This window comes from Streptomyces sp. NPDC042002 (assembly GCF_055588305.1).
This window is the reverse complement of record NZ_JBVJCT010000041.1, coordinates 48,806-72,152: the sequence shown is the minus strand read 5'-3', so window position 1 is coordinate 72,152 and position 23,347 is coordinate 48,806. Positions and strand designations below refer to the sequence as shown.

The window sequence follows — 23,347 nt, the reverse complement described above, 5'->3', positions numbered from 1 at the left end:
GGGGGGGGGGGGTGAGAAGAGGACTAGAGAGGGAACCACAAGCCTATGGGCTGGCGGCCCCGTGGGTGGCGCTTCCCCCCACAGGCCCGAGGGCCCCCCCCCCCTTGGTGGGCCCCCCCCCCCACCGGCGTTCTCGCGCTCCCGACGTCAGCGGATCTCCGGGACCATCCGCTCCGGGCCGCTCACCTCCTGGGACCTCAGCCTGGCGCGGAGCCTCAGCTCCGCCGCGGACAGCGGCCCGGGGGCGGCCCGGGGCGGCAGGCCGTGGATGGTCTCCGGCGGGGAGAGGGGGGCCACGTAGTGGTCAGGGGCCGTGTCCAGCGTCAGGGCGGTCACCCCGATCAGCAGGACCGTGAAGGCGATGGCCGCCCGGGTCCACTGCTGGGCCCGGCGCTCGCCGTACCAGCGGACCGTGCGGGGCTTCGCCGCGCGCAGCCGCTCCGCGCTCGCGAGCTCGGCGAGCCGCCAGTGCAGATCCTCCGGCGACGCCAGCTCCGGCAGCCGTGCGGCGACGGCCTCACGCGCGTGCAGCACCCGGTTGGCCGCCGCGGGCGTGCTCGCCTCCGTCTCGGCCGCGGTCTCCGGCAGCCCCAGCCCGACACCGTCGTACAGCAGCAGGGTGCGCCGGTACACGGGCGGCAGTTCGAGGAGTACGTCGAGCAGCGCGCGGTCGTCGGCGCCGGCGGGCGGCGCCTCCGGGTGCCGGTAGCGCGGGCGCAGCCGGTGCCAGGGGGAGAGCGCGTACTCGTAGGCCGTCGCGCGCACCCATCCTGCCGGGTCCCGGTCCACGGCCACCTCGGGCCAGCGGTACCAGGCCTCTTGGAACGCGCGTTCCACGGACTCGCGGGCCAGCTCGCGCCGCCCGGTCAGCAGATAGGCCTGTCGTACGAGGGCGGGGGCGCAGAACGCGTAGAGCGCGTCGAACGCCTGATCGGGCGTCAGTGACGGCTCGGTGAGATCGGAGTCCCCGTCCCCGGCGAGCGGCCGCCCGGCCCGGGCGGAACGATTCCTCTCCCCGGCGGACCGCTCCCCCCGGTCGGCGGACCGCGCCTCAGGGGCCGTCCCCGCCCTCGTCCCCGCCCCGGCCCCCGCGCCCACCAGCTCGGGGGCGACGTCCTCCTGACGGGCGTTCACCTCGGCCCGGGCGTGGGCCGGCTCGGCGCTGAGCAGCCTCGCGTACGCTTCCCGCTTGCTGCCGCGCGGCGCCGAACGGCCGGCCTCCCACGAACGCACCGTCGCCCGGCTGACGCCCAGCCGGGTGGCCACGTCGGCCTGGGTCAGCGACCGGTCCTCACGCAGACGGCGGCGCTCCATGGGCGCCGGCAGCGGGGTGGCGGGGCTCTGTGTCATGTCGGATCCCCCAGGGTGCCCCTTCGTACGAAAAAGTACATAACTGCATATTGAGCGACACATCCAGGGTTCGCTTGTTACGACGAGAAAGCGCGTGTCGTTGGGAGCATGAGAGCCGTGACCCAAATCACCGACCGCAGGCTCTCGTTGTCGCCCCTGCTCACCCGGATGCGAGACCGATCACCCGGACTGGCCGCGAGCCTCCTGGGCGGCGCCCTCGCGGCGGGGCTCGGACTCGGCTCGTTCGCCGTCCTCGTCATGGTGCTGTGGATCAGCTCGCCGTACCCGGACAGCGGGCCCGGCGGCGCGCTGCACGTCGCCGCCGCGCTCTGGCTGCTCGCCCACGGCGTGGAGTTGATCCGCACCGACACCCTGTCCGGCCTGCCGATGCCGGTGGGGGTGACACCGCTTCTCCTGCTCACCCTTCCGGTGTGGCTCCTGCACCGGGCCGCGCGGGAGGCGGCCGATGTCACGTCGGAGGTGTCGCCGCGTACGGCGTGGGCCGGTGTCGTGGCCGGCTATCTGTCCGTCGGCTGGGCCGCCGCGCTGTACGCCTCGGGCGGGACGCTGCGCCCTTCCTGGACCTGGGCCGCCGGCTGCCTGCCGGTCCTCGCGGTGACCGCCGCGGGAACGGGGGTCTGGACGGCGTACGGGCGACCGTGGGGGCCGAAGCCGTTCTGGGGGAACCGGGCGGTGCGCGCGCTTCCGCTCACCGGAACGCGTCCGGCCCTGGCCCCACGCCGTCTCGTCGCCGCCGACGACCGGGTGCTCGGCGGAGCGGCGCGGGCCGCCGCGGCCGGGGTCGCGGTCCTCGTCGGAGGCGGGGCCCTGCTCGTGGCGGCGTCGCTGGCCTGGCACGGGGACACGGCTCGCGCCTCGTTCGTCCAGCTCACCGGCGTGTGGTCGGGCCGGTTCGCCGTACTGCTGCTGTGTCTGGTCCTGGTGCCGAACGCGGCGGTGTGGGGGGCGGCCTACGGGCTCGGACCCGGTGTCGTCCTGAGCGCCGGTCATGTCGCGGGACCGCTGACCGCGTCCGTCGCCGGAACGCGCACGCCGACCGATCCGTTCCCCGCGTTCCCGCTGCTCGCGGCCTTGCCGGGGGCCGGGTCCGGTGGACCGCCGGCCTGGCTGAGCGGGCTGGTGCCGATGGCCGCCGCGGTGACGGTGGCGTGGTTCGTGGTGAAGGCGGGGGCCGTACGGGGGACCCCGGGCCGGGAGGAGCCCTGGCCGCTCGGGCGGACGGTGGCCGTCGTCTCACTCGCCGCCGGGTGGTGCGGCATCGCGCTCGGGGTGCTCGCCTGGCTGGCCGGGGGGCCGCTGGGAGTCGGCGCCCTGACCCGTTTCGGGCCGGTGTGGTGGCAGGTGGGGCCCGCGACGGCGGTGTGGACGGCGGTCGTCGGGATTCCCGTCGCGGTGGGCGCGGCCGAGTGGAGGGGCCGGGGGCTCGGGGCGGCGAAGGGTGCGGGTGCCCGCCGGGGCGCGCGCGGAAGCGGGCGGACTCCCTGGCTGCGGATGCCCACCTGGATGCCGAGGCGGCGGGACACGCGCTCGATGCCGGAACCGACGCCGGTTCCGACGCAGGCGTCGGCGTCCACCGAGGGCCGGGCCGAACCGGCGGTGCGGGAGTCCCTTCGCGAGGACTTCGGCCCGTACGACTCCTACGACCCCTACGACTCCGACGGGCCGTACGGCCTTCTGCCGGGGGAGGCCACGGCGTCCGGGTGGCACGAGGAGGTATCGAGGGAGACCCGCTGGGAGGCCCTGAAGAAGGCGAGCGGGTCCGCGGAATCGGAGGACCTGGAGGATCCGGAAGACCGGGAAGACCCGGAGGAGCCGGAGTACATGACGGACTTCGAGAGCCCGGAGGAGCGGGGGGCTTGAACCGAGGGCGGGACGGAGGACCCGGGGCGAGGAGGTCCGGGGCGGGGCTCGCCCCGTTGACCTGGGACCGGTCCTCCGACCTTTCGGTCCTCGCCTCGGCGAGTTCCGGCGAGTTCCGGCGGGCTCCCGGGAAGCCGGGAGGCCGGGTGGCGGACTCGCCTCCTGCCCGGGCGATGGCCCGGGCAGGAGGCGAGTCGTCAGTTGTGGGTGCCCAGCAGTCCGCGCAGGTCCTTCGGGAGAAGGTCGTTGCAGGAGTGCTTCGCGGCGTTCGTCAAGGCGTCGTTCGTGCAGGAGTAGTAGTCGCTGTAGACGAGGTGGGCGGTGAAGATCCCGGCGACCATCACGATGGCCAGCGACGCGGTGACCATGCCGCTGACCGCGGCGGTCATCTGGGGGCGCATGTTCGGGTCGGGCGCCGGGGCGTCCGGGTCCGGCGTGCGGGCCTTGGAGCGGAGCGCGCTGCCGCCCCAGTACAGGGCGAGCGTGCCGAGCAGCAGGGCCACGTACGACCAGCCGAAGAGGACGAAGAAGAACGCCCACATGCCGGAGAGCAGCGCGTAACGGGCGCGGCGCTGGGCCGGGTCCGTGGGGTCCCAGCGCATGCCCCCACCGGGGGGTGTGCCGCCGGGGCCGGGTCCTTCGGGACCGCCCTGCCCCTGCGGCGCGCCCGGCCGGTCGCCGAAGCCGCCGCCGTTGGAGGGGCCGGGCTGCCGGTCGCTCCACTGGCTGCCCCAGGGGGAGCGTCCCGGACCCCGCTGCTCGTCCTCGTCGTTCTCGCCCGGGCCCTGTCCCTTCCCCTGTCCGTGCCGGCGTGGCTGCCACGGCCGGTCGGGTGTTCCCTCCGGCGGCGGCGCGAACGGATTGTCGTCCTGGTTCGAGGGAGCCGACGGGCCGGACGGGGGAGTGTCGGGCGCGTCGGGTCCGCGCCCGTCCGACGGGCCACCGCTTCCACCTGCCGAGCCGCCACCGGTCCCGTCCGCGGAGCCGGGTCCGCCTGTGGAGCCGTCCCCGCCCGACCTCGGCGGGGTGGACGAAGGGCGCCGCTCGCGCAGCAGGAGCGGAGGGAGTCGGAGACTGCGGTCCGGCATCAGGTGAGCGTCTTCCCCTTGGTGGTTCTGGCAGGCGGCGTGTCCACACAGCTTCGCGCTCGTGACGCGCGCCCCGAGCCGGTCCTCCCGGGCTGACGCCTCGGGCCGGTCCGCCCCGGACTGACGCCCCGAGCTTCGCACTCCGGACTCGCGCCCCGAGCTTCGTACCCCCGGACACGCGCTCCGGATGTCTCCGGGGCCCGTGCCACAGGTGGTGTCGGGGCCGTGCCCCGAACGTTCGTCCTCGTCCCAGGTCAACGTCCCGCGCGCACAGGGCGTTCCCCGTGCCGCAGGTGTTCCCGGGCGGATCCTCCCCAGACGCTACCTTCCGGCCTCGCCCCCGTCCCGCGGGGGCCGCCCGGTGTGCCGGTATCGTTGCTGACGGTCGGCCGCTTCGTAGACTTCCCCGTATCCCGGGGCGCGAAGCATTCGTACGACCGTACAAACGCTCCCCCGAGAAAGGGCCCCCTCGTGGCCAAGACCAAGCGCCTCGTCGTGCTGGTCTCCGGATCAGGCACGAATCTGCAGGCACTGCTCGACGCCATCGCGGAGGCGGGCCCAGCGGCCTACGGTGCCGAGATCGTGGCCGTCGGTGCCGACCGGGACGGCATCGAGGGGCTCGCGCGGGCCGAGCGCGCCGGGCTCCCGACCTTCGTGCGCAAGGTCAGGGACCACGGCAGCCGGGACGAGTGGGACCGGGCGCTCGCCGAGGCGACCGCCGCGTACGAGCCCGATCTCGTCGTGTCCGCCGGGTTCATGAAGATCGTGGGCAAGGAGTTCCTCGCCCGGTTCGGCGGACGGTTCGTCAACACCCATCCCGCGCTGCTCCCCAGTTTTCCCGGCGCCCACGGCGTCCGCGACGCGCTCGCGTACGGAGCCCGGGTCACCGGCTGCACCGTCCACTTCGTCGACGACGGGGTCGACACCGGACCGATCATCGCCCAGGGCGTGGTCGAGATCCGTAACGAGGACGACGAGAGCGCTCTGCACGAGCGCATCAAGGAAGTCGAGCGAAAGCTGCTCGTCGATGTCGTGGGGCGGCTCGCCCGCAACGGCTATCGCATTGAGGGACGAAAGGTAGTTATCCAGTGACCGCCGACAGCACAGTCACGGCCGAGAGCACCGAGGGCACCAAGCGGGTCATCCGTCGCGCGCTCGTCAGCGTGTACGACAAGACCGGTCTCGAGGAGCTGGCCCGCGGGCTGCACGCGGCCGGCGTCGAGCTCGTCTCCACCGGGTCCACCGCCGCGAAGATCGCCGCGACCGGTGTGCCCGTCACCAAGGTGGAGGAGCTCACCGGCTTCCCCGAGTGCCTCGACGGCCGCGTCAAGACCCTGCACCCGAAGGTCCACGCCGGGATCCTCGCCGATCTGCGCCTCGAGAGCCACCGGCAGCAGCTCGCCGAGCTCGGCGTGGAGCCGTTCGACCTCGTCGTCGTCAACCTCTACCCGTTCCGGGAGACGGTCGAGTCCGGGGCGACCCCCGACGAGTGTGTCGAGCAGATCGACATCGGCGGTCCCTCGATGGTGCGCGCGGCCGCCAAGAACCACCCCTCCGTCGCCGTGGTCACCAGCCCCGACCGTTACGGCGACGTCCTCGCCGCGGTCCAGGACGGCGGGTTCGACCTGCACACCCGCAAGCGGCTCGCCGCCGAGGCCTTCCAGCACACGGCCGCGTACGACGTCGCCGTCGCCTCCTGGTTCGCCTCCTCGTACGCGCCGGTCGACGAGTCGGGGTTCCCCGACTTCCTCGGTGCCACCTGGGAGCGCGCGCACACGCTCCGCTACGGCGAGAACCCGCACCAGCCCGCCGCGCTCTACACCTCAGGCACCGGCGGTCTCGCCGAGGCCGAGCAGCTGCACGGCAAGGAGATGTCGTACAACAACTACACGGACACGGATGCCGCGCGCGGTGCCGCGTACGACCACGAGGACCCCTGCGTCGCGATCATCAAGCACGCCAACCCGTGCGGGATCGCCGTCGCGTCGAACGTCGCCGAGGCGCACCGCAAGGCGCACGCCTGTGACCCGCTGTCCGCGTTCGGCGGTGTGATCGCCGTCAACCGGCCGGTCACCAAGGAGATGGCCGAGCAGGTCGCGGAGATCTTCACCGAGGTCATCGTCGCGCCCGAGTACGAGGACGGCGCCCTCGAAGCCCTCACCAAGAAGAAGAACATCCGCGTGCTGCGGGCCCACAACGCCCCGGCCGCCCCGGTCGAGATCAAGCCCGTCGACGGCGGCGCGCTGCTCCAGGTCACCGACCGGCTCCAGGCCGCCGGCGACAACCCGGCGAGCTGGACGCTCGCGACCGGTGACGCCCTGAGCGAGGGCGAGCTCGACGAGCTGGCCTTCGCGTGGCGCGCCTGCCGCGCGGTGAAGTCCAACGCCATCCTGCTCGCCAAGGACGGCGCCTCGGTCGGCGTCGGCATGGGCCAGGTCAACCGCGTCGACTCCGCGAAGCTCGCGGTCGAGCGGGCCGGCGCCGAGCGTGCCCGTGGCTCCTACGCCGCCTCGGACGCGTTCTTCCCGTTCCCCGACGGCCTGGAGATCCTCGCCGACGCGGGCGTCAAGGCCGTGGTCCAGCCCGGCGGATCGGTCCGCGACGAGCTGGTCGTGGAGGCCGCCAAGAAGGCCGGCGTCACGATGTACTTCACCGGGACGCGGCACTTCTTCCACTGAGCACGCGCAGACACAGAGGCCTCCGGCCCTCCCCAGGGAGGACCGGAGGCCTCGGCCGTACGACAGCGGTCAGTTCTGGATGACCATCGTGCTCGCGGCCTTGTCGTGCCAGCCCTGCTGGCGGCCCGACTTGTCCCAGAACGGCGACAGGTAGACCACGAGCTGGCCGATGCCGCAGACCAGGCCGCCGACGAGCGGAATGATCCAGCGGATGAACGAGGAACCCAGGCCGGGCTTCTGGCCGGTGTCGGCCTTCACCACGCGTATGCCGACGGCGAGCTTGCCGAGGGTGCCGCCGACCAGACCGGTCATCAGCCACTCGTAGAGCAGGCCCACGATGGCGAGGACGCCGATCACGGCGCCGAACTTGGCGACGATGTCGGAACTCGCGTTGTTGATGCACGTGTTGTAGTCGACGGCGTTGGGGTCACAGTCCTTGGCGGCGCCGACGGAGCCGGCCACGCCGACGACTCCGAGGACCGCGTAGATGATGAAGAAGGCCACGGCGTCGATCGCGCGGGCGCCGAACCGGCGTCCCATCGACGCGACCCGCGGGCCGGGGCCGGCCGGGTAGCCGTAGCCGGGCTGGCCCTGCTGCGGGTAGCCGTACCCCTGCTGCGGGACGCCTCCCGGGGCCTGCGGGTAGGGCGGCTGCCCCTGCTGCGGGTAGCCGTACCCCTGCTGCGGGTTCTGCTGCTGTCCGTACGGGTTTTCCGGCGCGCCGAAAGCCATGGCGGGTTTCCTCCGTTGCAAAGCGGGGACGAATGCGGATTGCGCGGAGGAACGCGACGATATAAGCGGTTTGCCCCCCAACACTGACCGCGATACTGCGTCGTTCATCGTGATCGGATGGGCGCGTTTTGTCCAGCTCGTGAGATGAGCTGTTGTGCAGTCGCAATCTGCTTGATCACGCCCCTGAGCGGCGGTCTTGATCACGCCCTTGAGCGGCGGTACCGCCTCGCCGCGTACAGGGGTGCCCCGGATTGGAACAAGGACCCCGTCATCCGGGAGGATGGGGTCATGACCGCCCAGATTCTCGATGGCAAGGCCACCGCAGCCGCGATCAAGTCCGACCTGACCGTCCGCGTGGCGGCCCTGAAGGAGAAGGGCGTCACGCCCGGCCTCGGGACGGTCCTGGTCGGCGACGACCCCGGAAGCCAGAAGTACGTCGCGGGCAAGCACCGCGACTGTGCCCAGGTCGGCATCGCCTCCATCCAGCGCGAACTGCCCGCGACCGCCACGCAGGAAGAGATCGAGGCGGTGGTCCGCGAGCTGAACGAGGACCCCGCCTGCACCGGCTACATCGTCCAGCTCCCGCTTCCCAAGGGCATCGACGAGAACCGCATCCTGGAACTGATGGACCCGGACAAGGACGCGGACGGCCTGCACCCGATGAACCTCGGGCGTCTCGTCCTCAACGAGCCCGCCCCGCTGCCCTGCACCCCCAACGGTGTCCTCACGCTCCTGCGCCGCTACGGCGTGGAGATCAAGGGTGCCGAGGTCGTGGTCGTCGGCCGCGGTGTGACCATCGGGCGCCCGATGCCGCTGCTGCTGACCCGGCGCAGCGAGAACGCCACGGTCACCCAGTGCCACACCGGGACGCGTGACCTCTCCGCGCACCTCAAGCGCGCCGACATCATCGTCGCCGCCGCGGGCTCCGCGCACCTCATCAGGGCCGAGGACGTGAAGCCGGGCGCCGCCGTCCTGGACGTCGGTGTCTCGCGCAGCGCCGAGGGCAAGATCGTCGGAGACGTCCACCCGGACGTCGCCGAGGTCGCCGCCTGGATCTCCCCGAACCCGGGCGGGGTCGGCCCGATGACCCGCGCCCAGTTGCTCGTCAACGTGGTGGAAGCGGCGGAACGCAGTGTCGGCTGACGGCAACACCCACGAGTCCGAGGACGGCGCGGCGCGCGGTGCGCGAGGCGCCGGCACCGAGGAGGCCGTACGGGAGGCGGAGAGCGCCTTGCGGGACGCCGTCACCGGGGCGCGTACCTCAACGTCCGCCACCTCCACCTCTGCTTCCACCTCCACCTCTGCTTCCGCTTCCGCGGGAACAGGGGCAGGGGGCCGTTCCGGGGCGCGGGGCGCGGACGGCCGGGCGGCCGAGCCCGGGGCGGCGGGTGCCGGAGCCGCTGGGCGGACCGAGTCCGAGAAGGAGACCGAGATCGAGGCCGAGTTGAAGACTGAGGCCGGGGCCGGGGCCGGGGCTGGGTCCGGGGCCGCGGCGGAGGCCGAGGCCGAGGCTGGGTCCGGGGCCGCGGCGGAGGCCGAGGCTGGGTCCGCGTCCGCGGCGGAGGCTGAGGCCGGGGCCGCGGCTGGGTCGGGGGCTGAAGCTGAAGCTGATGAGCTGGACGGGGCGAGCGCGCGGGACGCGATCAGCGCGCCCGATGCCGAGGGGAAGCCGCGGCGCACCACACGGCGCTTCCCGCTGTTCACGCGCGACACGGCCCGGCCCGAGGGCGGCGGCCGGGCGGCGTCGGGCGACGCCCCGGCGCCCGCGCGTCAGTGGCCCATCCTCACCGTGCTGTCGGGCGTCGCGCTCGGCCTGCTGCTCACCGCGCTCGACGTGTTCCGCGTCGGCACGATCCTGATCGGCGCCGCGCTGCTCGCGGGTGCCGTGATGCGCTGGACGCTGCCCAGCGTGGGCATGCTCGCGGTCCGCTCGCGCTTCACGGACATGGTCACGTACGGCGTCCTGGGCATCGCCATCGTGGTGCTCGCGCTGATGGCCCAGCCCAACCCGATGCTGGAGATCCCGTTCCTCGACGACACCCTGCACTTCACGGTGCGCTGAACCGCGGACGACCTCCGCGTGCGTGCGGGCTCGCCCGCGCGTGCCGACGGCCCGTCTTCCCCTTCGGGGAGGGCGGGCCGTGTTGTTCCACCTGACGCCCATTGCCGGTCCGGGTCCTGCCCGGGGTCGGTTCGGCTTCCGGTCCGGGCTCGGCTTCGGGGACGACGGCGGCCCGTCCTCTCCCCCGAGTCAAGGACGGGCCGCGATCGGGCGAGTGTTCCGCCCGGGGACAACCCTTGTGCACGGGAACGGGCTGTTCAACAGCCGGCAGTCCGCTGTGGCACGGAAGTGACCATTCCGGTACGGTGTGCGCGCCGTGCGACGGGAACCACCCAACTCCGGCCCGCGGGGCGGCCGTTGTGGCACTGCCATCTCGCCGGTGCCGGTGGAACACTGGACCGTGTCCCGGCGGGCGTGCAACGGTGCATGCTCCGGCTCAAATGCTCCCGTGCGCCCCCATATCGGGAACTGAGATCCCGGCCGGGCGCATCCCTGTGGGTAGCCAGAACGGGGACTCGGCGAAGACGGGGGAGGCCCCCGCTGCTCGACGCGGGGCCGGGAGCCCGGGAGTCACACGCGGGAATCAGTCGTGCACGTACGGGGGGAAGTGGGGGGAAGGAATGCCTCGTTGGAAGGCGCTGCCGGATGAACTCGATCCGCAGGTCAAGGAGTTCGCCGGTCAGCTGCGACTGCTCGTCGACCGGAGCGGGTTGGGCATCGCGGCCGTGGCCGACCGCACGGGCTACAGCAAGACATCCTGGGAGCGGTACCTGAACGGCCGGCTCCTCGCGCCCAAGGGCGCGATCGTCGCGCTGGCCGAGGTGACCGGGACCAGTCCCGTGCATCTGGCGACCATGTGGGAGCTGGCCGAGCGTGCCTGGAGCCGTTCGGAGATGCGCCACGACATGACGATGGAGGCGATACGGATATCCCAGGCGCGGGCCGCGCTGGGGGAGTTCGGGCCGTCTCCGGCGAACGGGAGCGGCGGCCGGCAGCGGTCGGCCCGACGGGGCGGCAGCGCGACCGCCGCGCCCGGGGTCGCGCTGCCGTCGGAGGGTTCGCCGGCGGCACCACCGTCTCCGCTGTCCCCGCCGTCCGGACGCCCGTCCGGGTCCACGTCGGTGCCGTCGCAGCCGACCGGGCGGGACGGGGGCGAGGCGTCGTCCGCAGGCGCGTCGGCCGGTTCCGGTGGGGCGGGGCGCGCGGGCGGCGGCTGGGGGGCTGTCGCGTCGTCGTCCGGCGGGGGCGGGAAGTTCGGTCCGGTGGCGCCGGTGGGTCCGGTTCGCGCTGCCGGGGGGCCGGAGCCGCAGGATGCGCGGCCCGTCGGTGCCGGGCGGGGGACGGACTCCGCGCGGCGCAAGCGGCGGCTGACGATGTTCCTCGCCGGGGTTGTGGGCGCGCTGGTCGTCGTCGCGGCCGCCGTCTACCTCACGCGGGGCGGGGAGGAGAAGGACGCGGGCGGTACGCCGAAGACGCCGGCGGCCTCGGCCCGCGCTCAGCCCGATCTGCCGCCCGGGGTGAAGTGCGCTGGGGCCTCCTGTGCCGGGAAGGACCCCGAGAAAATGGGCTGCGGCGGTCAACTGGCCAAGACCACGACCAGCGTGACGGTGGGGACCACGCTGGTGGAGGTGCGGTACAGCAAGACGTGCGGGACGGCCTGGGCCCGTATCACGCAGGCGGTGGTGGGCGACCGGGTCGACGTGTCGTCGGGGGGCGCGGCGAAGCGGACGGCCGCGGTGGACAGGGACGCGGACGCGTACACGCCGATGGTCGCGGTGAAGGACGCCGGTGACGCGAAGGCTTGCGCGACGCTGAAGTCCGGTCGGAAGGGGTGCACTCCGTAGCGGGGGCGCCCGTACGGATTTCAGCCCCTCCGGCGTTTGAGGAGCGGGGTCCGGGGCGGAGGCCCCAGGTTCGGGCCGGGTAGGGGCGGAGGGGGCGAAGAACGGCTGGGGAAGGCCCCGGAGAAATCCTGGGGGTTTGAGGGATTGAGTTCGCGATTCGGGGGCAGGCGAGCCGTACCCCCACGGGATCCGGTGCTGTCGGAGAGGGGGGAGATCCCTTTCCGACGCCCCCGGTACCCCCTTCGGCGGTCGCCGGGTTCACCCTCTCCCGAGCCCGGCGACCGCCTTCCCGGGGGATCCGCGGGAGATCTGTGGGGTGGGCCACACGGACCCTGACGTACGGCGTCCCGGATGCGCGATAGCCTGACGGCGGATCTCTCTTGACGCCGAGAGATCGATCATCGGAACCTTTGATCGATCATTGCGGCGGTTGCAGGGGACGATCCTGCACCCGGGGCAGGGACGCCCCACCGCCTGCTGTCATACGGAGAACGCCATGACCCGCACTCCCGTGAACGTCACCGTCACCGGCGCGGCCGGCCAGATCGGTTACGCCCTGCTCTTCCGCATCGCCTCCGGCCAGTTGCTCGGCGCGGACGTGCCGGTCAAGCTGCGCCTCCTGGAGATCACGCCGGCGCTGAAGGCCGCCGAGGGCACCGCCATGGAGCTCGACGACTGCGCCTTCCCGCTTCTTCAGGGCATCGACATCACGGACGACCCGAACGTCGCCTTCGACGGCACCAACGTCGGTCTGCTCGTCGGCGCCCGCCCGCGTACCAAGGGCATGGAGCGCGGTGACCTGCTCTCGGCCAACGGCGGCATCTTCAAGCCGCAGGGCAAGGCCATCAACGACAACGCCGCGGACGACGTCAAGATCCTGGTCGTCGGCAACCCGGCGAACACCAACGCGCTGATCGCCCAGGCCGCCGCCCCGGACGTACCCGCCGAGCGCTTCACCGCCATGACCCGTCTGGACCACAACCGCGCGCTGACCCAGCTCGCGAAGAAGACGGGCACCACGGTCGCCGACATCAAGCGTCTGACCATCTGGGGCAACCACTCCGCCACCCAGTACCCCGACATCTTCCACGCCTCGGTCGCCGGCAAGAACGCCGCCGAGGTCGTGAGCGACGAGAAGTGGCTGGCCGAGGAGTTCATCCCGACCGTCGCCAAGCGCGGCGCGGCGATCATCGAGGCCCGTGGCGCGTCCTCGGCCGCCTCGGCCGCCAACGCCGCCATCGACCACGTCCACACGTGGGTCAACGGCACGGCCGAAGGCGACTGGACCTCCATGGGTATCCCGTCGGACGGTTCGTACGGCGTGCCGGAGGGTCTCATCTCCTCCTTCCCCGTCACCACGAAGGACGGCCAGTACGAGATCGTCCAGGGCCTGGACATCAACGAGTTCTCCCGCGCCCGCATCGACGCCTCCGTGAAGGAGCTCGAGGAGGAGCGCGAGGCGGTCCGCAGCCTCGGCCTGATCTGATCAGGACCGATCTGATCTGATTCGAACGCGCGATGCCCGGGTGGTGATCACCACCCGGGCATCGCCGTGTTCCGGGGTCGCGCGGTTCACCCGTTCCGCGAGCAGGGGCGGAGAGGCGTACGGAAAGTACGTATCGAACGTGTGTGCTTTGTCGCCATAAAGAGGGGTGCTGTTGGCGGAATTCTCACTATCTTCGTTACGTACGGTCCGCTGGGGGGACAGGGGCGCGGCAGAGGTCCGGCGAAGAAACGCGTCGGGATCGGGCCGTCGGGTGGGGCCGGCGGGGAGCGGGGGGTGACGGGATGGCGCAGAGATGGGACGCGGACCGTCGGCAATGGGTCGACGACGGTACGGGGCGGCCGGACGACGGTGGAGTTCAGGACGGTGCCGATGCCGGGGGAGCGCCACCGGCCGGGGACCAGCAGTGGTGGGCGGCGGCCACGCAGGCGGGTCCGCTGCGGCCCGGGCCTGATCCCTATCCGCCCGCGGGCTCGGTACCACCGCAGCCGCAGCCATTGCCGCCGCCGCAGTCGCATCCATGGCCTCAGCATCAGCAGCAGGCCCAGGCCTGGTCGCAGCCGCACCACCAGCCGCAGACCTGGCCCGGAGGCGGTCAGGGGCCGAGGGCCGGTGACTCGCGGCGGCTGCTTCTGGTGATTGTGGCGGTGGCCGTTCTGGCGGGCGGTGTGGGCGGCGGGCTGTGGGCGCTGACCAGGAGCGACACGGCGGGGCACCCGAAAGCGGGTCCGTCGGGTCCCGCGGTGACGGTCACGGCGACCCAGCCTGGCGCGTCACCGGACACCCCGAACGCCTCCGGCGGCGAGGGTGCCTACGCCGACCCGGCCGGGACCACCGCCCCTGCGCCGTCCCCCGGGTACAGCCGGTCGGTCGACCCCCTCGGCTACACCGTGGACGTGCCCGACGGCTGGGCGCGCGAGGAGAAGCAGGGCAAGCTGGCGCCCGTCGTCACGTACACGGCACCCGGTGGTGACCGCAGCCTGCTGGTGTTCGAGATCAAGGAGGACTCAGTGTCGGAGTCCTCGGCGCAGGCCCAGTCCATCGCGGAGGGGGCCCGGGGCTACCAGTACCTGGACCGGCGCAGCGGCACCGACTGGACGGAGTTCAGCTACCGCTACGACAGCAAGGAGAACGGGCCCACCGAGAACATCGACCACCGTTTCCAGGCCGCCGACGGTACGCCGTACGGCATCGTCGCCAGCAGCCCGCCGGGAACGGACATGACCGAGCAGCTCACGACGGCCGTGAACTCCTTCTGCCCGAGCGGGTACGCCTGCGCGAACCCCACCTGAGGCACGAGCTGCCCCGCCTGGGGCGCGAGCCCCACCCGGGGTACGAGCCCGCCTGAGGCACGAGCCGTACTGAACGCAGGAGCCGCTCCTAACGCGCGGGCGGTTCCTGGGCCCCGGCGCCGGGCAGTCGCTTCTCGAACCAGTGCGCCGCGTACACGTTGTCGTCGTAGCGCGGGATCTCCGTGTATCCGCAGGCCCGGTACATCGCCTGTGCCTCGGTGAGCGCCGCGTGCGTGTCGAGTCGTACGACGGTGAACTCGCGCTCGGCGGCCCGCTGTTCGAGGCCGTCGAGGATACGGCGTCCGAGGCCGAGCCGACGGGCGGCCGGGTGCACCCACACATGGCGGATCTCGCCCGCCCGGGGAGCGAGCCGGCGCAGCGCCCCGCAGCCCACGGGACGGCCCTCCTCGTAGGCGACGAGGAAGGCGCCGGCGTCGCCCGACACCTCGTGGGGCCGGACGAGGGTGCCGGGGTCGAAGCCCTCGGGGAACCGCTCGTCGATGTCGGCCGCGTACGCGTCGAGGCAGGCGCGGGCGTCAAGGGAGGCGCCGTCGACGGTCTCCACGGTGATGGCGGCGAGCCGGAGCAGTCGGTGTGCCGTGTCGAGGGCCGCGGTCAGCTCCGCGCGCCGGGGAGCGCCGAGACCGCTGAGCAGGCCCTCGGCCAGACCGTTGGCCAGCCGGTTCTGCTCCTCGACCTCGACCTGCCCGGCCGCCGTGAGCTCGGCGACCCGCAGTCTGCTGTCGCCGGGATGGACGCTCACCCGGACGAGGCCCTGCGCCTCCAGGGCCCGCACCATCCGGCTCAAGTACCCGGCGTCCAGGCCGAGCCGGGCCCGGAGTTCGCGCAGGGAGGCTCCCGTACCGCCGATCTCGAACAGCAGCCGGGCCTCGCCGAGGGGGCGGTCCTGGCCGAGGTAGTGATCGTCGAGGACTCCGATGCGCCGGGTGAAGTAGCGGTTGAACCGCCGCAGCGTCGCCACCTGGTCCGCCGGCACGGGCCCCCTGTCCGGCTCCGCGTCAGGTCCCGTATCCGGCTCCGTATCAGGTCCCATGTGCGGCTCCCTGTCCGGCTTCCCGTCCAGCTCGTTATTCCTTTGACTTTAGTCAAAGGAAAGAGGGCTGTCCATCGCTGATCAGCACCCGTTCTCGTCGTGTTTTGGCCGATTTTTCAGTGACCCGGCGCACTTTTGGTGACGGATTGTGCATGGGGGCCGGGCCGGGGGGCAGGTGCTCACGGCTCCCGGGAGTGACACACGTGTGACGCAGGAGCATCGAACAGGAACGGAAGGCAACACCGATCATGGCCGGACAGCAGGCAGAACAGACCATCCACGTGGGCGGCGAGTGGCGCGCGGCGCTCTCCGCCGCGACGCGCGAGATCCTCGACCCCGCCGATGCCGAGCCGTTCGCCGTGGTCGCGGAGGGGGACGAGAAGGACGCGGATCTCGCGGTCGCCGCCGCACGCCACGCCTTCGACGAGGGCCCCTGGCCGCACACCCCCGTCACCGAACGTGCCGCCCTGCTGCGCCGCGTCGCCGACCTCCTCGTCCGCGACCGCGAGGAACTCGGGCTGCTCGAAAGCCGTGACGCGGGCAAGACGCTGGAGGAGGGGCGCGTCGACATCGACTGCGTCGCCGACGCCTTCCGCTACTTCGCCGACCTCGTGGTGGGGGAGGGCGGCGGACGCGTGGTGGACGCCGGGTCGGCCGACATCCACAGCGTCGTCGTGCACGAACCCGTCGGCGTGTGCGCGCTGATCACGCCCTGGAACTACCCGCTCCTGCAAGCAAGTTGGAAGATCGCGCCGGCTCTCGCCGCCGGCAACACCTTCGTGGTCAAGCCGAGCGAGATCACCCCGCTGACCACCGTCGCCCTGCTCGGTCTGCTGGCCGAGGCCGGACTGCCCGCCGGTGTCGCCGGACTCGTCACGGGCCCCGGGCACACGGTCGGCGCCCGACTCGCCGAGCACCCCGACGTCGACCTCGTGTCCTTCACCGGCGGCCTCGCCAGCGGTACGAAGGTGGCACGCGCCGCCGCCGACACGGTCAAGAAGGTCGCGCTCGAACTCGGCGGCAAGAACCCCAACGTCGTCTTCGCCGACGCCTGCGCCACCGAGGACGGCTTCGACACCGCCGTCGACCAGGCCCTCAACGCCGCCTTCATCCACAGCGGCCAGGTGTGCTCGGCCGGTTCACGGCTCATCGTCGAGGAGTCCCTGCGCGAGCGCTTCGTCGCCGAACTCGCCCGCAGGGCAAGCGCGATCAGGCTCGGCCGCGGCACCGAGGACGGCGTCGAGTGCGGCCCGCTCGTCTCCGAGCAGCAGCGCGCGAAGACCGAGGCGTACGTCGCCTCCGCGCTGGCCGAGGGCGCGGTGCTGCGCTCCGGCGGCAAGCGGCCCGAGCCGTCCGAAGTCCGTCCCGCCACCGGCTACTTCTACGAGCCGACCGTCCTCGACCAGTGCCACCGCGGGATGCGGGTCGTCCGCGAGGAGGTCTTCGGGCCCGTTCTGACCGTGGAGACGTTCACCACCGAGGACGAGGCCGTCGCTCTCGCCAACGACACCGAGTACGGCCTCGCGGGCGCCGTCTGGACCGCCGACGCCGGCCGCGCCCGCCGTGTCGCGGGCCGGCTGCGCCACGGCACCGTCTGGATCAACGACTTCCACCCCTATCTCCCGCAGGCGGAGTGGGGCGGCTTCGGCCGGAGCGGCGTCGGGCGCGAACTCGGCCCGGCCGGGCTCGCCGAGTACCGCGAGACGAAGCACGTCTACCAGAACCTCGCGCCGGCGCCCGTCCGTTGGTTCGCCGGCTGAGCTCGGCACCTGTCGGCCGGTTCGCCGACTGGCACGGGCGCCTGTGGGTCGGTTTACCGGCTGACGTCGGCACCCGTCCGTTGGTTCGCCGGCCGACACCGGGCGTCCGTCCGTCTGGCTTCCACGTCCCTGCCCCCGTCCCCTCTCCGAAACCCCCACCGCACAAGGCACTTTGGAGCACCACTTCATGTCCCAGCACGAGAACACGTACGACTACGTCGTCATCGGCGGCGGCACGGCGGGCTCCGTGATCGCGTCCCGCCTCACCGAGAACCCGGACGTCACCGTCGCCGTCATCGAGGGCGGCCCCAGCGATGTCGGCCGCGAGGACGTCCTCACCCTGCGCCGCTGGATGGGCCTGCTCGGCGGGGAACTCGACTACGACTACCCGACCACCGAGCAGCCGCGCGGCAACTCCCACATCCGGCACAGCCGCGCCCGGGTGCTCGGCGGCTGCTCGTCGCACAACACGCTGATCGCGTTCAGACCGCTGCCGTCCGACTGGGACGAGTGGGAGGCGGCCGGCGCCAAGGGCTGGGGCGCGGTGTCGATGGAGGGGTACTACGCGCGACTCCTGAACAACATCGTCCCGGTCGACGAGAAGGACCGGAACGCCATCGCGCGGGACTTCGTGGAGGCCGCGCGGTCCGCGCTCGACGTGCCGCGCGTCGAGGGCTTCAACCGGCGGCCGTTCACCGAGGGCGTCGGCTTCTTCGACCTCGCGTACCACCCGGAGGACAACAAGCGGTCCAGCGCCTCGGTGGCGTACCTGCACCCGGTGATGGACGAGCGGCCCAACCTGACGCTCCTGCTGGAGACCTGGGCGTACAAGCTGGAGCTGGACGGGACGCGCGTCACGGGTGTGCACGTCCGCACGAAGGACGACGAAGAGGTTCTCGTCCGGGCGCGGAACGAGGTCCTGCTGTGCGCGGGCGCCGTCGACTCGCCGCGCCTGCTGCTGCACTCCGGCATCGGACCCGCCGGTGACCTGGAGGAGCTGGACATCCCGGTCGTGCACGATCTGCCGGGCGTCGGCGAGAACCTGCTCGACCACCCCGAGTCCGTGATCGTCTGGGAGACGGACGGGCCGATCCCGGAGAACTCCGCGATGGACTCCGACGCGGGCCTGTTCGTCCGCCGCGACCCCGAACAGCCGGGCCCCGACCTGATGTTCCACTTCTACCAGATCCCCTTCACGGACAACCCGGAGCGCCTCGGCTACGAACGCCCCGCGCACGGCGTCTCCATGACCCCCAACGTCCCCAAGCCACGCAGCCGCGGCCGTCTCTACCTGACCAGCGCCGACCCGGCCGTCAAACCCGCCCTCGACTTCCGGTACTTCACGGACGAGGACGACTACGACGGCCGTACCCTCGTCGACGGCATCAAGATCGCCCGTGAGATAGCCGCGGCCGAGCCGCTCGCAGGCTGGCTCAAGCGTGAGGTGTGCCCCGGTCCCGCCATCACCGGCGACGAGGAACTCGGCGCGTACGCACGCCAGGTCGCGCACACCGTCTACCACCCGGCGGGCACCTGCCGGATGGGCGAACTCTCCGACGAACGCGCGGTGGTGGACCCCGAACTGCGCGTCCGCGGCCTCGACGGCATCCGGATCGCCGACGCCTCCGTCTTCCCGACCATGCCCGCCGTGAACCCGATGATCGGGGTGCTCATGGTCGGCGAGAAGGCAGCCGACCTGATCGGGGGCGGTGCGTGATGAGCGCGACGACCCATGCGGACGCCGCGTCACCGGCTGCGCCTGCCGCCGGTGACGCGGGAATCAACCCCGTCTTCTCCGTGCGCAACCTGTGGAAGGTCTTCGGTCCGAAGGCCGACCGCGTCCCCGGCGACCCCGAACTCGCCTCCCTCGACGCCGCCGAGCTGCGCGCCGCCACCGGCTGCACCGCCGCCGTCCGTGACGTCGGTTTCGACGTCCGCAAGGGCGAGGTCTTCGTCGTCATGGGCCTGTCCGGCTCGGGCAAGTCCACGCTGGTGCGCTGCCTCACCCGGCTGATCGAGCCCACCTCGGGCAGCCTCGCGATCGACGGCGAGGACGTCCTCGCGATGGACAAGGCCCGGCTGCGCGAACTGCGCCGCCACCGCGCCGCCATGGTCTTCCAGCACTTCGGCCTGCTGCCGCACCGCTCGGTGCTCGACAACGTCGCCTACGGCCTGGAGATCCAGGGCGTCCCGCGCGAGGAACGCCGGGCGAGGGCCGCCGAGGTCGTCGCCAAGGTGGGCCTGGAAGGCATGGAGCAGCGCAGGCCAGGACAGCTGTCCGGCGGTCAGCAGCAGCGCGTCGGGCTGGCCCGCGCGCTCGCCGTCGACCCCGAAGTCCTGCTCTTCGACGAGCCGTTCAGCGCGCTCGACCCGATGATCCGGCGGGACATGCAGGAAGAGGTCGTCCGGCTGCACCGCGAGGAGGGCCGCACGATGGTCTTCATCACCCATGACCTGACCGAGGCCCTGCGCCTCGGCGACCGCATCGCCCTGATGCGCGACGGCCGGATCGTCCAGCTCGGCACCCCCGAGGAGATCGTCGGCTCCCCGGCCGACGCCTACGTCCGCGAGTTCGTCCGGGACGTGCCCCGCGAGCAGGTCATGACGGTCCGCACGGCCATGCGGGCCGGGGACTGCGGCGGACCGGACCACCCCGGCGCGCTCGCCCCCGACACCGTGGTCGCCGACGCCATCAAGGCCGTCGCCCGCTCCGGCCGCGCCGCCTGCGTCGTACGGGACGGCCGCTGCCTCGGCGTCGTCGACCACGAGCGCCTGCTCCACGTCGTCGCCGGCTCGGACCTTCGAGCCGGGTCGACCCTGCGAGGCGACTCGGACCTCGGAGACGAGTCGGACCTTCGAGCCCGGTCGACCCCGCGCTCCGACTCGGCCCCGCGCTCCGACTCGGCCTCGCGCTCCGACTCGGCCTCGCGCTCCGACTCGGCCTCGCGCTCCGACTCGGCCCCGCGCTCCGACTCGGCCTCGCGCTCCGACTCGGCCTCGCGCTCCGACTCGGACCCGCGCACCGACTCGGCCCCGCGCACCGACTCGGACCCGCGCACCGACTCGGCCCCGCGCACCGACTCGGACCCGCCCGCCGGCGCGGACTCGCGCAAGGAGGCGGTGTGATGGCCGCAGTCACCGCATCCGTTCCCCGTACGGTCCTGCCCGCTCGCCTCAGGCATCCGGCCGTCGGCAAGCTCCTGCTCCTCGCGGCCGTCGCGGCGGTGCTCGTGCCGCTGGCCAACGCCCAATGGGACGGAGGCAGTTGGCCGCACGCCCTGACCGTCGACCTGACCGGACCGCTCGGCAGAGCCGGCGACTGGATCATCGACAACCGCGACAGCCACCCGCTGTTCCTGTACTTCTTCGGCTACGTCAGCAACGCCGTCGTCCTCTCCGTACGGGCCGTCTATCTGCTGCTCCTCGCGGCCGGCTGGGCCGGGGTGACCGCCGTGGCCGCCCTGGTGGCCCGGCGGGCCGCGGGCGTGCGACTTGCCCTCGGCACCGGCGCCGCGTTCCTCGCCTGCGGGCTGCTCGGTATGTGGGTGCCCACCATGCAGACGCTGGCCGTCATGGTGGTCGCCGTGTTCGCCTCCGTCGTGCTGGGCACGCTGCTCGGCCTCGCCGCCGGGCTCTCCGACCGCACCCACCGCGCGCTGCGCCCCGTCCTCGACACCATGCAGGTGCTCCCGGCGTTCGCGTATCTGCTGCCCGTGGTGCTGGTCTTCGGCATCGGCGTCCCCGCGGCCGTCCTCGCCACCGTCGTCTACGCCGCCCCGCCCATGGCCCGCCTCACCGCGCTCGGCCTGCGCGACGCGGACGAGGGCGTGATGGAGGCCGTCGCCTCACTCGGCGCCACGGCCCGCCAGCGACTGCTCACCGCCCGTCTCCCGCTGGCCCGCAAGGAACTCCTCCTCGGCCTCAACCAGACGATCATGATGGCGCTCTCCATGGCCGTCATCGCCTCCGTGATCGGCGCGGGCGGTCTCGGCGACCGCGTCTACCAGGCCCTCGCCTCCGTGGACGTGGGCGCCGCGCTCGCCGCCGGCATCCCGATCGTGCTCCTCGCGGTCGTCCTCGACCGGGTCACGGCCGCGGCGGGCGAACGGCTCGGAGAGGCCCGTACGAGCACCCCCTGGCCGTACGCGGTGGCCGCCGCAGTGGCCGCAGTCGCCGTCGCGGTCGCCGGACGCTTCGCGGGGCGCCTGGACTGGCCCGACGCCTGGGTGGTGAACATCGCCGAGCCGGTGAACAGTGCCGTCGACTGGATGACCGGCCACCTCTACTCCGGCGTCCCGTACATCGGCGGCACCGCCGACTGGGCGGGCCACTTCACCACCTGGGTCCTCGACCCGGTCCGGGACGGCCTGCAATGGCTGCCCTGGTGGTCGGTGCTGCTCATCGTGGCCGCCCTGGCCTGGCTGATCGGCACCTGGCGCACCGCCCTCACCGCCGTCCTCGCCATGGCCGCGATCGGCGTCCTTGGCGCGTGGAAGCCGTCCCTCGACACGCTCTCCCAGGTGCTCGCGGCGGTCGCCGTGACCCTCGCGCTCGGCTTCGCCACCGGGATCGCGGCCGCGCGCAGCGAACGGTTCGAGCGACTGCTCCGGCCCGTTCTCGACGTCTTCCAGACCATGCCGCAGTTCGTGTACCTCATCCCCGTGGTCGCGTTGTTCGGCGTCGGCCGCGCACCCGCCGTCGCCGCCGCGGTCGTCTACGCGCTGCCCGCCGTGGTCCGCATCACCACCCAGGGGCTGCGCGCCGTCGACCCGGCCGCGCTGGAGGCCGCCCGCTCCCTCGGCGCGACCCCCGCGCAGCAACTGCGCCAGGTCCAGCTCCCGTTGGCCCGGCCCGCGTTGCTGCTCGCCGTCAACCAGGGCGTCGTCCTGGTCCTCGCCGTCGTCATCATCGGCGGCCTGGTCGGCGGTGGCGCGCTCGGCTACGACGTCGTGTTCGGCCTCGCCCAGGGTGATCTGGCCACCGGCCTGGTCGCGGGCGCCGCGATCGTCTGCCTCGGCCTGATGCTCGACCGGGTGACCCAGCCGACGCGGCGCCGCGCGAAGAAAGGAGCCTGACATGCGTGTTCGTACGACATCCGTGGTGGCCGGCGCGTCGGCCCTGCTGCTGCTCACCGGCTGCGGTGCCGCCGACATGACCAAGCAGGCCTCGCCCTTCGCGAACGCCCGGGGCGCCAGGACGGTCACCCTGTCCGTGCAGTCCTGGGTCGGCGCCCAGTCGAACGTGGCCGTGGCGCAGTATCTCCTCGAACACGAGATGGGCTACCGCGTCGACACCGTCCAGGTCGACGAGGTGCCCGCCTGGGACGCGCTCAGCCAGGGCCGCGTCGACGCGATCCTGGAGGACTGGGGCCACCCCGACCAGGAGAAGCGGTACGTCGAGGACAAGAAGACGATCGCCCCCGGCGGGAACCTGGGCGTGACCGGGCACATCGGCTGGTACGTCCCGACGTACTTCGCCAAGCGGCACCCCGACGTCACGAACTGGAAGAACCTCGACAAGTACGCCGACCGACTGCGCACGCCGGAGAGCGGCGGCAAGGGCCAGCTCCTCGACGGCTCACCGTCGTACGTCACCAACGACAAGGCGCTGGTGGACAACCTGAAGCTCGACTACCAGGTGGTGTTCGCCGGTTCGGAAGCCGCGCAGATCACGCAGATGAAGCAGTTCGCGAAGGAGGGGAAGCCCTTCCTCACGTACTGGTACTCCCCGCAGTGGCTGTTCGAGAAGGTCCCGATGACCGAGGTGAAACTGCCCGCGTACAAGGACGGTTGTGACGCCGACGCGGCGAAGGTCGCCTGTGCCTACCCGCACACCCCGCTGCGGAAGTACCTCAACGCCGACTTCGCGAAGACCGGCGGCAAGGCCGCCGCCTTCCTGAAGAACTTCAAGTGGACCACCGCGGACCAGAACGAGGTCTCGCTGATGATCGCCAACGACAAGCTGACGCCCGAGGAAGCGGCGAAGAAGTGGGTGGAGCGCCACGCGTCGACATGGCGGGCTTGGCTTCCGTCGTCGTAGGGGCCGGGGCCCCGCACGGACCGGGGCGGGCGCCGGGGACGGCACCCGCCCCGCGGAACCGGC

At 72.5% G+C, this 23,347-nt stretch carries 16 protein-coding genes and 1 pseudogene; 13 read left to right on the top strand and 4 right to left on the bottom strand.

The genetic code is table 11. The annotated features are described in order from the left end of the window. Nucleotides 1–147 precede the first annotated feature (147 nt). A complete protein-coding gene (locus ACZ6KY_RS36080; RefSeq protein WP_469314472.1) occupies nt 148–1,350 on the bottom strand; it encodes a helix-turn-helix domain-containing protein in 1,203 nt (400 codons plus the stop codon). Nucleotides 1,351–1,458: 108 nt separating this feature from the next. Between ACZ6KY_RS36080 and ACZ6KY_RS36075 the strand changes: the two genes are divergently transcribed. Next, nucleotides 1,459–3,231, top strand: a complete 1,773-nt coding sequence (locus ACZ6KY_RS36075; RefSeq protein WP_469314471.1) for a cell division protein PerM — start codon at nt 1,459–1,461, stop codon at nt 3,229–3,231. A gap of 197 nt (nt 3,232–3,428) precedes the next feature. Here ACZ6KY_RS36075 and ACZ6KY_RS36070 read toward each other — a convergent pair whose 3' ends face one another. Beyond that, entirely contained in the window at nt 3,429–4,319 is an 891-nt protein-coding gene (locus ACZ6KY_RS36070; RefSeq protein WP_469314470.1) for a hypothetical protein, read from the bottom strand. 471 nt (nt 4,320–4,790) lie between these two features. On the opposite strand from ACZ6KY_RS36070, the gene purN reads away from it, so the two are divergent. Then, entirely contained in the window at nt 4,791–5,411 is a 621-nt protein-coding gene (gene purN, locus ACZ6KY_RS36065; protein WP_469314469.1) for a phosphoribosylglycinamide formyltransferase, read from the top strand. Further along, nucleotides 5,408–6,997, top strand: coding sequence for a bifunctional phosphoribosylaminoimidazolecarboxamide formyltransferase/IMP cyclohydrolase (gene purH / locus ACZ6KY_RS36060; protein ID WP_469314468.1), 1,590 nt, complete (start codon nt 5,408–5,410; stop codon nt 6,995–6,997). Before purN ends, purH begins: the two co-directional genes overlap by 4 nt. A 69-nt stretch (nt 6,998–7,066) precedes the next feature. Here the strand turns inward: purH and ACZ6KY_RS36055 are convergent, their stop codons facing one another. Next, complete coding sequence (locus tag ACZ6KY_RS36055) at nt 7,067–7,729, bottom strand: RDD family protein (protein WP_469314467.1); 663 nt, start codon at nt 7,727–7,729, stop codon at nt 7,067–7,069. A 288-nt stretch (nt 7,730–8,017) separates the two neighbouring features. On the opposite strand from ACZ6KY_RS36055, the gene ACZ6KY_RS36050 reads away from it, so the two are divergent. The 5 genes from ACZ6KY_RS36050 (at nt 8,018) to ACZ6KY_RS36030 (ending at nt 14,431) form a co-directional block, all read left to right on the top strand. Then, nucleotides 8,018–8,872, top strand: a complete 855-nt coding sequence (locus ACZ6KY_RS36050) for a bifunctional methylenetetrahydrofolate dehydrogenase/methenyltetrahydrofolate cyclohydrolase (protein WP_081218974.1) — start codon at nt 8,018–8,020, stop codon at nt 8,870–8,872. 301 nt (nt 8,873–9,173) lie between these two features. After that, nucleotides 9,174–9,791: a DUF3017 domain-containing protein gene (locus ACZ6KY_RS36045; RefSeq protein ID WP_469314481.1), complete on the top strand. Its 618-nt coding sequence runs from the start codon at nt 9,174–9,176 to the stop codon at nt 9,789–9,791. Nucleotides 9,792–10,411: 620 nt separating this feature from the next. Further along, nucleotides 10,412–11,635 (top strand): helix-turn-helix domain-containing protein, encoded by a 1,224-nt coding sequence (locus tag ACZ6KY_RS36040; protein ID WP_469314466.1) that lies wholly within the window; start codon nt 10,412–10,414, stop codon nt 11,633–11,635. Between the two features lie 496 nt (nt 11,636–12,131). After that, nucleotides 12,132–13,121 (top strand): malate dehydrogenase, encoded by a 990-nt coding sequence (locus ACZ6KY_RS36035; protein ID WP_469314465.1) that lies wholly within the window; start codon nt 12,132–12,134, stop codon nt 13,119–13,121. A gap of 302 nt (nt 13,122–13,423) precedes the next feature. Further along, nucleotides 13,424–14,431 (top strand): hypothetical protein, encoded by a 1,008-nt coding sequence (locus tag ACZ6KY_RS36030; protein WP_469314464.1) that lies wholly within the window; start codon nt 13,424–13,426, stop codon nt 14,429–14,431. Between the two features lie 88 nt (nt 14,432–14,519). Here the strand turns inward: ACZ6KY_RS36030 and ACZ6KY_RS36025 are convergent, their stop codons facing one another. After that, nucleotides 14,520–15,485, bottom strand: a complete 966-nt coding sequence (locus ACZ6KY_RS36025) for a bifunctional helix-turn-helix transcriptional regulator/GNAT family N-acetyltransferase (RefSeq protein WP_469314463.1) — start codon at nt 15,483–15,485, stop codon at nt 14,520–14,522. A gap of 248 nt (nt 15,486–15,733) precedes the next feature. Here ACZ6KY_RS36025 and ACZ6KY_RS36020 point away from each other — a divergent pair, with 248 nt between their 5' ends. The 5 genes and pseudogenes from ACZ6KY_RS36020 to ACZ6KY_RS36000 all read left to right on the top strand — a co-directional run bounded on the left by ACZ6KY_RS36020 (nt 15,734) and on the right by ACZ6KY_RS36000 (nt 23,284). Next, nucleotides 15,734–17,245, top strand: coding sequence for an aldehyde dehydrogenase family protein (locus ACZ6KY_RS36020; RefSeq protein ID WP_469314462.1), 1,512 nt, complete (start codon nt 15,734–15,736; stop codon nt 17,243–17,245). 187 nt (nt 17,246–17,432) lie between these two features. Beyond that, nucleotides 17,433–18,962 carry a GMC family oxidoreductase gene (locus tag ACZ6KY_RS36015; protein ID WP_469314461.1) on the top strand — a complete coding sequence of 510 codons (1,530 nt, stop codon included), beginning with the start codon at nt 17,433–17,435 and terminating at the stop codon, nt 18,960–18,962. Next, a pseudogene (locus ACZ6KY_RS36010) lies at nt 18,962–20,044 on the top strand (quaternary amine ABC transporter ATP-binding protein); the annotation flags it as partial. The gene ACZ6KY_RS36015 and the pseudogene ACZ6KY_RS36010, both read left to right, overlap by 1 nt. 326 nt (nt 20,045–20,370) lie before the next feature. Then, complete coding sequence (locus ACZ6KY_RS36005; protein ID WP_469314460.1) at nt 20,371–22,320, top strand: ABC transporter permease; 1,950 nt, start codon at nt 20,371–20,373, stop codon at nt 22,318–22,320. Nucleotide 22,321: 1 nt separating this feature from the next. Next, nucleotides 22,322–23,284 (top strand): ABC transporter substrate-binding protein, encoded by a 963-nt coding sequence (locus ACZ6KY_RS36000; RefSeq protein WP_469314459.1) that lies wholly within the window; start codon nt 22,322–22,324, stop codon nt 23,282–23,284. The last annotated feature ends 63 nt before the right edge of the window (nt 23,285–23,347 follow it).